Annotated in this window: 10 protein-coding genes; 7 read left to right on the forward strand and 3 right to left on the reverse strand. The window is 47.3% G+C overall.

Annotated elements, in window-relative coordinates:
• Window positions 1–260: 260 nt before the first annotated feature.
• From BLR15_RS00530 to BLR15_RS00540, 3 genes are all read right to left on the reverse strand, one after another.
• On the reverse strand, window positions 261–812 hold the full coding sequence (locus BLR15_RS00530) for a DUF488 domain-containing protein (RefSeq protein WP_092983651.1): 552 nt from the start codon (window positions 810–812) through the stop codon (window positions 261–263).
• 154 nt (window positions 813–966) lie between these two features.
• A complete protein-coding gene (locus BLR15_RS00535) occupies window positions 967–2,613 on the reverse strand; it encodes a phospho-sugar mutase (protein ID WP_092983652.1) in 1,647 nt (548 codons plus the stop codon).
• 14 nt (window positions 2,614–2,627) lie between these two features.
• On the reverse strand, window positions 2,628–4,322 hold the full coding sequence (locus BLR15_RS00540) for an Rqc2 family fibronectin-binding protein (RefSeq protein WP_092983653.1): 1,695 nt from the start codon (window positions 4,320–4,322) through the stop codon (window positions 2,628–2,630).
• A 131-nt stretch (window positions 4,323–4,453) separates the two neighbouring features.
• Between BLR15_RS00540 and gmk the strand changes: the two genes are divergently transcribed.
• The 7 genes from gmk to rlmN are packed head-to-tail and all read left to right on the forward strand — an operon-like array spanning window position 4,454 to window position 12,253.
• Entirely contained in the window at window positions 4,454–5,077 is a 624-nt protein-coding gene (gene gmk / locus BLR15_RS00545; RefSeq protein WP_092983654.1) for a guanylate kinase, read from the forward strand.
• Window positions 5,077–5,271, forward strand: coding sequence for a DNA-directed RNA polymerase subunit omega (gene rpoZ / locus BLR15_RS00550; protein ID WP_092983655.1), 195 nt, complete (start codon window positions 5,077–5,079; stop codon window positions 5,269–5,271). The genes gmk and rpoZ overlap by 1 nt, the downstream gene beginning before the upstream one ends.
• A 46-nt stretch (window positions 5,272–5,317) precedes the next feature.
• The gene (coaBC, locus tag BLR15_RS00555; protein WP_092983656.1) at window positions 5,318–6,520 is read left to right on the forward strand and encodes a bifunctional phosphopantothenoylcysteine decarboxylase/phosphopantothenate--cysteine ligase CoaBC; all 1,203 of its coding nucleotides are present in this window, start codon (window positions 5,318–5,320) and stop codon (window positions 6,518–6,520) included.
• A complete protein-coding gene (gene priA / locus BLR15_RS00560) occupies window positions 6,520–8,901 on the forward strand; it encodes a primosomal protein N' (protein WP_092983657.1) in 2,382 nt (793 codons plus the stop codon). The genes coaBC and priA overlap by 1 nt, the downstream gene beginning before the upstream one ends.
• Before the next feature lie 9 nt (window positions 8,902–8,910).
• Window positions 8,911–9,840, forward strand: a complete 930-nt coding sequence (gene fmt, locus BLR15_RS00565) for a methionyl-tRNA formyltransferase (RefSeq protein WP_092983658.1) — start codon at window positions 8,911–8,913, stop codon at window positions 9,838–9,840.
• Between the two features lie 5 nt (window positions 9,841–9,845).
• Window positions 9,846–11,147 (forward strand): 16S rRNA (cytosine(967)-C(5))-methyltransferase RsmB, encoded by a 1,302-nt coding sequence (gene rsmB, locus BLR15_RS00570; RefSeq protein ID WP_245696442.1) that lies wholly within the window; start codon window positions 9,846–9,848, stop codon window positions 11,145–11,147.
• 2 nt (window positions 11,148–11,149) lie between these two features.
• Window positions 11,150–12,253, forward strand: a complete 1,104-nt coding sequence (gene rlmN, locus BLR15_RS00575; RefSeq protein WP_092983660.1) for a dual-specificity RNA methyltransferase RlmN — start codon at window positions 11,150–11,152, stop codon at window positions 12,251–12,253.

Here is a 12,253-nt window from a genome sequence, read left to right on the forward strand (position 1 = left end):
AAAACGTGGATACCGGGAGTCGGTATCCACGTTTTTTTATCGGTGATTCAAATCATCCCGTCCATCCCTGTAAGTGGGATACTTTCTATTCAAAAATCTGCTTAAAAAATATTGGATGATCAGAAATGGGATGATGGTGACTATGAATCTTGTGACAAAGTTCCACGTTTCAGGATATGGAAAAGAAACAAAAAATATTAAAAATGCGATTGGTACAATCAAGCTGATCCATGTCTTCTTACTTTCATTGGAAATAAAAATCACCTCTTCAGTTCAGGATAGACAACCGTCTTATCTTCTTCGATAATCGGCATCGCACCCCACCTGCCAAGTTCATGTGCATCCAGTTCGACATCTTTTGAACGGTGGATGATGTGGCAGACATCATGGCCGTGTGCGGCGAGCCAATTGCTGATGATCAGCCGGTGGCATCTGGCAGGATGGCCTTCAGAACACATATAGGCAACATTCTGATTTTGTGCTTTTTTTGTTAGAGCTTTGATGCCCTCATTAAAATCATCGGATAAAGTATAATCCGCATAATTATGAAACGACTGGTTGTCCCAGCCGCCGTTCAGCGTCGGTCCGACTATGGATGAAGTGCCTCGCCTGCCGCCGAGCTCGGGGATATGTTCATATGCGATATCTTCTTCTGTCAGCCACTCTTCCAATTCGTCACCGTTAAATTGCGGGTGCTTCCTGCTGTAAGGAAAAGCACGCACATCTGCAATGGATTTTATTTCCGCATGATGGAGCATTTCCAGAAATTCATCTTTTGTGTGGTCCGAATGACCAATTGTATAGATTTTCATATATTATCACCGATTTTAATTATCCATACCACTTCTTGCGAATAAAAAAACCCATCCGGATGATGGGATTGGGTAAAATATATGATATTTTTTGTGATATTAAACAATTGATGGAGAGTTAACACACCGTCGTCGGGAGCCTCGCACTAATTAATCAGACACCGAACACCATATCATTGATGATTTTCGCTTCTTCATTGATGTGATTGGTATCCAAAGATACGTACAGTTTGATTTTCGGCTCTGTGCCTGACGGTCTGAGTGCAATCCAGCCGTCTTCAAAATGGATTTTGATGACATCCGCTTTCGGCAGGTCGATGGCTTCCATTTCTCCTGAAGCGAGTCGTCTGTCACCGTAATGAAAGTCTTCCACACAGATGACTTTCCGACCTTCAATTTCTGTCGGTGTGTTTCTTCTGAACTGGTCCATGATTTCAGAAATCTTTTCCCGACCCTGGATGCCTTCAAATTTATGGCTGATCATCTTTTCCATGCGGCGGCCGAATTCATCATAAATACCGTTCAGATAATCGACGAGTGTCACATCGTCATTTTTAAGGCTGCTTGCCAGTTTGACGATGGCGGGTACAATCTGGATGGCATCCTTATCACGGACGAAGTCGCTGAAGAGGTAGCCGTAGCTTTCCTCGTAGCCGAAAGCGAACTTTCTTTCTGCATCTTCTTCCAGCTCAAGGGCGACCTGGCCGATGTATTTGAAACCTGTCAGCACTTCGATGATTTCCGCACCGAATTTTTCTGCGATCTTTTTGCTCAGGTCACTGGTGACGACAGATTTTACAACGACCGGCGTTTTCTCAAATTCCGTATTTTTCAGACGGTTGTATAAAAGTATCGCACCGAGCTGGTTGCCGTTCAGATGGACGTATTCGCCGTCATGCAGCACTTCGATGCCGATTCTGTCCGCATCCGGATCTGTCGCTATGAGCAGGTCGGCATTCTTATCCTCACCGATTGCTCTGGCACCGGTGAATGCATCGGTATCTTCCGGATTGGCACTTGTAACATGGGTGAAGTCACTGTCCGCTTCACATTCTTTATCAACGAGCGTCAGATTGTTGAAACCGAGTGCTTCAAGCAAATACTGAGTGAGCGGCAGGGCCGTCCCGTGCAGGCTTGAAAACACGACCTTGAGATCTGACTCCGGAATCTGTCCGTGCAGATCTTTAACTTTCTGCTGATAATTTTCATAATGTCCGTAATCGATATGTTCGACTCTGCCTTCGGCAAGTGCGTCATCAAAATCAACGGAACCGATGGTGAAGAAATCATCGATGGCGTTTATTTTTCTGCTGAGTTCATCCGCAGGCACGTCTGTAATCTGTGCGCCGTCCGAGCCGTATACTTTTATGCCGTTATATTCAGGCGGATTGTGGCTCGCAGTGATCATGATGCCGAAATCCGCTTCATGACTTCTTGTGAAAAATGACAGCTCGGGCGTTGTAATGTAACCTTCAGACAAGTAGACTTTCACACCATTTTTAACGAGCACGGCAGCGATCGTTTCCGAGAACTCCCTCGACAGGTGTCTGATGTCGTAACCGATGACGACGACATCCTGACCGTGTTCATTCATCGATTGTGCGAGTCCGAGCGCAAAGCGTTCGACCGTGTATCTGTTCAGACGGTTCGGGCCGAGGCCGATTTTCCCACGGATGCCGGCTGTCCCGAATTTAAGGTTTGAAATAAAGGCATCTTCATGATCCGCATCATTTTCAGCTCTGTACATTTCTTTTGTTATCAGACTGTTATCAGTATATTCTTCCCAAATCTTTCTTGACAATTCTATCACCTCATCTACCTGGTCACTTTCATCTTATCAATATCCGCCTCAACCGGGGTAACAAAAACTGTTTTCTGGTCTGTGTATGTGACAAAACCGGGTTTTGCCCCTGATATTTTGTGGACGTGCTTAATATCAGTGTAGTCCACGGGAACCGATTCCGAACTTCCAGCTTTCGAATGGAATGCCGCAATCATCGCCGCCTCCAAAATATCCTGTTCTTCTATTTCAGCCGGTGAATGTGTAATCACCACGTGTGACCCGGGAATATCTTTCGTGTGGAACCACAGATGATTGTTCTGCGCTTTCTTTGATGTCAAATAATCATTCTGCTTATTGTTCTTTCCGACGAGCACCGTCAGGCCGTTTGTCGTCCTGAACTCATGGAGCTGGAATTTATGCTTCTTTTTCTTCTTATTGGAACTCCTGAATTTAAGGATGCCTTCCTCGACGAGTTCTTCCCTGATCTCTTCGACTTCATCCGACGTCGTGATCGCATCCATCTGGTGAAGCAGGTTCAGGAAGTACTCCCGGTCCGAATAGGCTTTTTCAAGCTGGTCACGTGCAGTCGTCTCACGGTTTTTCAGCTTGTTGTATCTGCGGTAATACCGCTGGGCATTGTCGTTCGGTGCGATTTCGGGATCGAGCGGAATCGTGATCTCCTCATTCGTGTAGTAGTCGAGGACGACCGCTTCTTTATCGTATTTCCTGATTTCATGCATGTACGCAGTGATGAGCTCCCCGTACTTCTGGTACTTGTCCTTGACCTCCGCTTCCTTCAAGTCCTCTTTCAGCTTGTCGATCTTCCTTTCGACACGTTCGTACTCCCGGTCGATGACATGGACGTAATCCTGTGCCTTCTGCCTGATCAGATTATTTTGGAAACGGTTATGATAGTAGTCATCGAGCAGTGCGCTGAGTGAATCAAAGACAACCGGTGCAGTATCCATATGGCCGAGCTTTGTAAAATAGAAGACGTCCTTATCCCCTTTATACAGCACTGGTGTGACTTCCCGTGATTTTTCCAGAGTTTCCCGGATGCTGCCGACGATATTCTGCATCGTCAGATGGCCGGCGTGATGCGCCACCTCTTTTATGAATAAAGGGCTGAAGCCTTCGACCGCCTTCAAAATCTGGCGGTTGATCTTACCGCTGTTGAAATCGAGGTGTTTCGGCAGTTCATCCAGCTCATCCGTCCTCGGATTCAGTTTTTTTTCGGTCGGGGGCTGTTCATACAAAAAGCCCGGCATGATCGTACGGACGTTATTGTTCGGGGTCAAATGCTTGATCCCTTCAATGATCTTATAGTCTGTATCCGTAATGATGATGTTGGAATGTTTGCCCATGATCTCCAAAATCAGAATGCGTGTGATGTCGTCACCGATTTCATTTTTTGAATTTATTTTAATATGGACCTGCCGGTCATTGCCGACTTGGCGTATCGAATCTATGATGCCGCCTTCGATATGTTTTCTGAGTACGCGTGAAAACATCGGCGGGTCGAATGGAAATTCATATTTGTGTCCTGTCAGGTGAAAACGCGCATACATCGGATGTGCACTGATCAGCAGCTGGTGGTTCCTGCCCTTGCTGCGGATTTTTAAAATCAATGATGTATCATCCATCTGCTGTATTTTATTTATCTTGCCTGACTGTATCGTTTCGAGTTCATCGCACAGTGCATGAACAAAATTACCGTCGAATGCCATTTTTGTCCCTCCTATATATGCTACCAGAATATTTTAACATGAACTATTACTATTCAATACTTTTTAAGATGAATTATACCTTCATTTATGATACATTAAGAGATAATCACAAAAAAGAAAGGTAACTCGCTATGACTTCAGATAAAGGACTTCTAATCGTACTGTCAGGCCCTTCAGGCGTCGGTAAAGGTACGGTGAGAAAAGCTATTTTCGACGATCCTGATACAGGATTCAAGTATTCAATCTCAATGACGACCCGCAAAATGCGCGAAGGCGAAGTGGATGGTGTTGATTACTTTTTTAAGACAAGAGAAGAATTCGAATCTCTTATAGAGCAGGATAAATTTATAGAGCATGCACAGTATGTAGGCAACTATTACGGTACACCGGTTGATTATGTTGTGGAGACGATGGAGCAGGGGCACGATGTATTTTTGGAGATAGAAGTGGAAGGTGCCAAGCAGGTCAGGGAAAGGTTTCCTGAAGCGCTGTTCATCTTTCTGGCGCCGCCGAACCTCGCGCAGCTGGAAGAACGCCTTATCGGACGGGGCACGGATTCGATGGAAGTCATCAGACACCGCATCGAAGAGGCGAAAAGGGAACTCAGCCTGATGAACCTTTACGATTACGTCGTCATCAATGATGATGTACAACAGGCGAAACGGCGTGTACAATGTATAGTCGAAGCATCACACATGCGACGTGCACACGTAGAATCAAAACTAAGAAAGCTATTATTGGAGGTCAATAATTAATGTTATACCCATCGGCTCATGAATTGAAGAAAAACGTGGATTCGAAATATCTTGTAGTGACTCTGGCAGCGAAAAGAGCAAGGGATTTACAGGATCATCCCGACAGTACGATTTTGGACAAGTATAACTCTTTTAAAACAGTAGGCATGGCATTCGAGGAAATTGCAGAAAATAAAGTAAAGGTAAAAAATTAGCTGACAAAGTATTGTCAGCTTTTTTTAAAATTGGGGTGAATATATAATGGCGAATATTGTCATCGGGGTGACCGGCAGCATTGCTGCATATAAAGCAGTGGACTTGACAAGTAAATTGATTCAGAACGGCCATGAAGTGAAAGTGGTCCTGACGGATAATGCGGGTGAGTTCATCACACCGCTCGCCTTCCAGGCAATCGGCAGGAATCATGTATACACCGATACATTCAAAGAAGAGGACCCGTCCGTCATTTCGCACATCAATATCGGGGAGTGGGCGGACCTCATCATCGTTGCACCGATATCCGCCAATACAATCAGCAAGCTTGCATGCGGCATATACGACAACATGCTGCTCAATGTACTTGCTGCAAATACGAAACCGGTCATGCTCGCACCTGCGATGAATGTTCATATGTATGAGCAGCCGGCAATCCAGCGCAATATCGGGCAGCTTCTTAAAGAAGGCTACCAGGTGCTCGATGCCGAATCAGGATTTCTGGCATGCGGCTACAACGCGAAAGGGCGTATGGCAAACGTCCCGGATATCATGGGCTACGTCGAGGATTTCCTGAGCAGTAAAGATGATAAGCCGCTTAAACGCAAAAAGGTGCTGATTACGGCAGGGCCGACGCGGGAGGCACTCGACCCGATACGCTACGTGACCAACCACTCAAGCGGCAAGATGGGTTACAGCCTCGCGAACAGTTTCAAAGGACTCGGCGCAGAAGTCGTGCTCGTCAGCGGTCCCGTGGACCTCACACCGCCGAACGGCGTTCAGACAATCGACGTCACATCGACAGAAGATATGTTCCAGAGTGTCAAAGAGCATATGGATGCGGATATCGGCGTATTTTCAGCCGCGGTCAGTGATTATACACCCGTCACTTATTCTGAAGGCAAGATGAAGAAGACGGATGACAGCGATCATCTGGTCGTCGAAATGAAAAAGACGACGGACATTTTGAAATATGTCGGTCATAACAGTGAAAACATGACGGTCATCGGCTTCGCAGCGGAAACGGATGACGTAAAAAACTATGCGCTGAAAAAGCTGAAGGAGAAAAATGCGGACGGCATCATAATGAACGATGTCTCCAATCCTGAAATCGGCATGAACAGCGACGATAACGAAGTGGCCATATTGTATAAAGACGGGACGGAAACATATTTGGAAAAAGCATCGAAAGTCCAGCTTGCCAGCCAGATTGTCCAGAACCTGGCGGATCATTACGGGTGGCGTTCATAATGTACGCATCGATCATAGTCAGTGTGTCTGCAAGCGACGTCAACAAAGTATTCGAATATAAGATCCCCGACGGCCTGACGGATTTCATCGCTGTCGGGCACAGGGTGCTCGTGCCGTTCGGCCCGCGCCAGATACAGGGATACGTCATCGATATCAAAAACGAAGTCGGATACGACCCTTCGAAAATAAAACCGATCACCCGCGCGCTGGATGTCAAACCGGTGCTGACAGCGGAGTTGATAAAGCTCGCAAAAGATCTGGCGGACTATTATGTCACGTCATATATTTCAGTTATAGAGACCATCCTGCCTGCAGCACTGAAAAGCAAGTCGAAAAAGATGCTGTCGCTGTCGGAAGACAGCACAGAGCAAACGGAAGTAATCTGGCACGGTATGAATCTGCCGCCGAAAATTGAAGTCAAAACACTGTCGGCCCGACAGCTCGCCGAGCTGAAGCCGCTGATCAGACGCGGTGAAGTGGAGGAAGAAACAATCATTACACAGCATACGAAAAAGAAGTATGCACGTGCGCTGAAGCCGACCTTCATTCCAAGAGGGGATTTCGGCCGCGCTTACAAACAGCTGGAGCTGCTTGACTTCATCGAACAGTACGATGAGCATGTACTGCAGTCGGAAGTGATCGATAACGGCTATACCCAGGGCACGATCAATGAACTGGTCAAAAAGGGCTACGTTGAAAAGGTTGATGTCGTGAGCGGGCGGGACCCTTACAAATCGAGGGTATTTGAAGAGGACCTGCCGAAGGAACTGAACGCTGAACAGCAAAATGCATACGATAAAATAAGCCATTCAGTAGATCATGATCTAGCTGAAACTTTTTTACTTCACGGGGTGACGGGAAGCGGAAAAACCGAAGTCTATCTTCAGGTCATCCAGAAAGTGCTGGATAAAGAGCGCACCGCTCTCATGCTGGTGCCTGAAATCGCACTGACACCGCAGATGGTCAACCGCTTCAAAGCGCGTTTCGGCGATGATGTGGCGGTGCTGCACTCTGGACTGTCACACGGTGAAAAATATGATGAGTGGCTGAAAGTGAAAAATCAGCAGGCGGGCGTCGTCGTCGGTGCACGGAGCAGTGTGTTCGCACCGGTTGAAAATCTGGGCGTCATCATTATCGATGAAGAACACGAAACGACATACAAACAGCAGGACCGTCCGATGTATCATGCGACGGAGGTTGCGAAATATCGCAGCAAATATTATAATTGTCCGGTGATTTTAGGCTCTGCGACCCCTTCACTTGAAAGTTTTGCAAGAAGTGAAAGAGGCGTCTACACACGGCTCGAGCTGAATCATCGTGCCGTGACGAAAACACTGCCGGAGACAAAGACCGTGGATATGTCGGAGGAACACAGGAAGGGCAATACTTCAATCGTTTCAGAAGCACTCAGGGAAGCGATCAATCTCCGCATCGGGCGCGGTGAACAGACCGTGCTGCTGCTCAACCGCCGGGGTTACGCAAACTTCCAGATATGCCAGAGCTGCGGCCATGTGCCGAACTGTCCGAACTGTGATATTTCACTGACGTACCATAAGATGCAGCATTCGCTTCTGTGCCATTACTGCGGATACGAAGCGGGCGTGACGCGTGAATGTGACAACTGCGACAGCGATGATGTCACATTCCGCGGAACGGGTACGGAAAAAGTGGAAGAAACGTTAAGGGATATGTTCAATGTGGACATTGTAAGAATGGACAACGATACGACGAGCAGAAAAGGCATGCATGAAAAATTATTGAACACGTTTGAAAATGAAAAGATCCCGATCCTGCTCGGCACCCAGATGATCGCCAAAGGTCTCGACTATCCTAATGTGACCCTCGTCGGGGTGCTGAATGCGGATACGATGCTGAACCTCCCGGACTTCAGGGCGAATGAAAAGACGTACCAGCTGCTTACGCAGGTGGCGGGAAGAGCCGGCAGGCATGAACTGTCCGGAGAAGTCATCTTCCAGACATACAATCCGGAGCACTACGCGATCGAACTTGCAGAGTCGAACGATTACGCGGCATTTTATGAAAAAGAGCTGGCATTCAGAAGACTGGCACGCTATTCGCCGTACTACTTCCATGTCCTGTTTACCGTATCGCATGAACAGGTCAAAAAGTGCCTTGAAGCGACGACTCATATCCATAAGGAACTGGTGGACAGCGTCACGGACAAGGCGATCATCGTCGGACCGTCGCCGAGCCCGATCGAACGGATCAACAGGCAGTACCGCTTCCAAATACTGCTGAAATACAAATCCGAGCCGAATCTGATTGATGTGCTGCACAAAATAAACGAATACTACAATGAACGTTATAAAAAGGATAAACTATCATTAAAGATCGATGTAGATCCGAAGTATATTATGTAGGAGGAAATCATGCCCAATATTATTTTTATGGGGACACCAGACTTCTCGGTGCCCATCTTGAAAGATTTACATGAAACATACGGCGTGGCCCTTGTTGTCAGCCAGCCGGACAAGCCTGTCGGCAGAAAGCGCGTTATGACGCCGCCGAAAGTTGCGGCTGCTGCCGAAGCACTCGGCATCGAAGTGTTCCAGCCGGACAATATTAAAGATGCATCTTCAATTGAAGTGATGAAAGAAGCGCAACCGGATATCATCGTCACCGCGGCATACGGGCAGATCCTGCCTAAAGAACTTCTTGAACTGCCTGAATACGGCGCGATTAATGTCCATGCTTCACTGCTGCCGAAGTTCAGGGGCGGCGCACCGATCCACCATGCGATTCTCAAAGGGGAGAAAACGACAGGCATCACCATCATGTACATGGCGGAAGGGCTGGACAGCGGGGATATCATTGCCCAGTCCGCCATCGATATTAAAGACGAAGACGATACAGGCATACTTCATGATAAGCTGAGCAGGCTCGGCAGTGAACTGCTGCTTGACACGTTGCCTTCCATATTTGAAGGTGAGAATAATAAAACCGCACAGAATCATGTTGAAGCGACATACAGCCCGAACATTTCAAAAGCGGATGAACTGCTCGATTTCAACAGATCTGCAGTGGAAGTGTTCAACCATATACGCGGGCTGTCGCCGTTTCCGGGAGCCTATACGATGCTTGAAGGCAAACGGTTTAAAATTTACGGTGCGAAACTGACCGGCAGCAAAACGGATAGGCCTGCGGGTGAAATATTGTCGCTGGATGAAGAAGGCATTCATGTCGCGGCCGCGGATGAAGCAGTCCTCATCACAGAAGTACAGCTTGCAGGAAAGAAAAAAACAGCTGCAGATGATTTTGGCCGGACCCGCCAGGATTTGACGGGCACATTGTTAGGATGATGAATATGACAGTAAGAGAAGCCGCATTCGAGGCTTATCTGGAAATCATGGATGACAAGGCATACAGCAATATCGTCATCGATGAAGTGATAGAGTCGGGAGAACTTTCTGATAAGGACAAGGGTTTATTTACCGAACTGGTCTACGGCACAGTCGCGAACAGGCTGACTTTGGAATTTTATCTGCAGCCGTTCTATAAGACGAAGGTCAGGCAGTGGAACAGACATCTTTTAAGCATGGCGGCCTATCAGATCGTCTTTTTGGACCGGGTGCCCCCGTATGCGGTCATCAACGAGACGGTTGAAATTGCCAAGGACAACGGCGGACCGCAGGCGGCGAATGTGACCAATGCGATACTCAGAAATTTCATGAGGGAGGACTTGAGGGATCTTGAATCGATAAAAGATCCGGTGAAGCGGCTGTCCGTCGAGACGAGCATTCCCTCATGGATCATCAAACATTGGAAAACCCATTATAAGATGGAGGGCGCGGCTCACATTGCGAGAAGCCTGAACTCCCGGCCGGAGATGTATATCCGGGTGAATTCAAGCATGACGGATCTGTATGCCCTCATGAATCTCCTTAAGGAAGAGGGGCATGAAGTGAAGCCGGCAGATCTGCATCCGGACGCACTCGCGGTCAGTACCGGTGCGAGCATCATGGATACGGACGCATACAGGGAAGGGCATTTCAGCGTCCAGGATGTGAGTTCGATGTTCGTAAACAGTGCGCTTGAACCGGCCGAGGATGATGTGATACTCGATGCATGCAGTGCGCCCGGCGGAAAAGGGCTCCATGCGCTTGAGAAACTGGTCACGGGCCATGTCGATCTGAGTGATATTTATGATCATAAAATCAGAACGATAAAGCACAATGCAGAGCGGCTGAAGCTGAAAAACTACGATGTTTTCAAGGCCGATGCGACGTCACATGACTATTCGCGGATGTATGACCGTATAATCGTCGATGCACCGTGTTCTGGTCTCGGTGTCATCAAAAGAAAACCTGAAATAAGATATGAAAGAAATAGCAATGACATCGATAGTCTAGTAGAATTACAATTGTCCATATTAGAACACGTCAAACAGTTTTTAAAACCGGGCGGCATACTGATCTATGCAACATGTACAATTCATCAGATGGAAAATGAAAATGTGGCATATACATTCATGAAGAATAATGATAATTTTAAATTCGACGATTTTCATATTCCCGCGCTCGATTTTACAGGCCCATACCGCCAGATATTACCATATGAAATGAATACCGACGGATTTTTTATCGCTCGGTTTAAAAAGGATGTTTAATAATGATTAAAAGACCACCACAAAAACCAATCAAGGATTTATTCCAGCCGGAATTCGACACACCGTCAATCTATTCTTTGTCCAAAGAAGACCTGACAGATTTAATGACGGAGTGGGGAGAAGACGACTACCGTGGCAGCCAGGTGTTCGAATGGCTGTATGACCACCGTGTCGATGCCTTTGACGAGATGAAAAACCTGCCGAAATCACTGCGTGAAAAGCTGGGTGAACACTTCAGCATCGAACCGCTTGAGACGCTAGTAAAGCAGGAGAGTGTCGACGGCACGATGAAGTTCCTGTTCAAACTGAGAGACGGCTATACGATTGAAACCGTGCTGATGAGACATGATTACGGCAACTCCGTCTGTGTGACGACGCAGGTCGGCTGCCGTCTCGGATGTACATTCTGTGCATCCACTCTCGGAGGACTGAAGCGGAATCTGGAAGCGGGCGAAATCGTTTCCCAGGTGGTGCAGATACAGAAAGTGCTGGATGAAACGGACGAAAGAGTATCGAGCATCGTCATAATGGGCATCGGCGAGCCGTTTGAAAACTACAACCCGATGATGAAATTCATCCGCATCATCAACCACGATGACGGACTGAACATCGGTGCACGCCATATCACAGTATCGACAAGTGGCATCGTACCGAGAATATATGATTTTGCCGATGAGGATATTCAGATCAACTTTGCGGTGAGTCTGCACGCTCCTACAAATGAACAGCGTTCAAGACTGATGCCTGTCAACAAGGCTTTCGATATCGACAAGCTGATCCATTCACTGGAGTATTACCAGCAGCAGACGAACCGCCGCATTTCATTCGAATACGGTTTGTTCGGCGGCGTCAATGACCAGAGGGAAGATGCGCTGAGACTGGCTGAACTGATCAAAGGGCTGAAGTGTCATGTCAACCTGATTCCGGTCAACCATGTACCGGAGAGAAATTATGTCCGTACGAAACGCGATGATATTTTCGACTTTTTAGAGACTTTGAACAACCAGGGAGTCAACGCGACTGTCAGACGTGAACAGGGCACGGATATCGATGCCGCATGCGGACAGTTGAGAGCAAAAGAATCAAAAGAAGAGACGAGGGGTTAA

It is taken from the genome of Lacicoccus qingdaonensis (assembly GCF_900101075.1).
In the GTDB taxonomy this organism is placed as follows: domain Bacteria; phylum Bacillota; class Bacilli; order Staphylococcales; family Salinicoccaceae; genus Lacicoccus; species Lacicoccus qingdaonensis.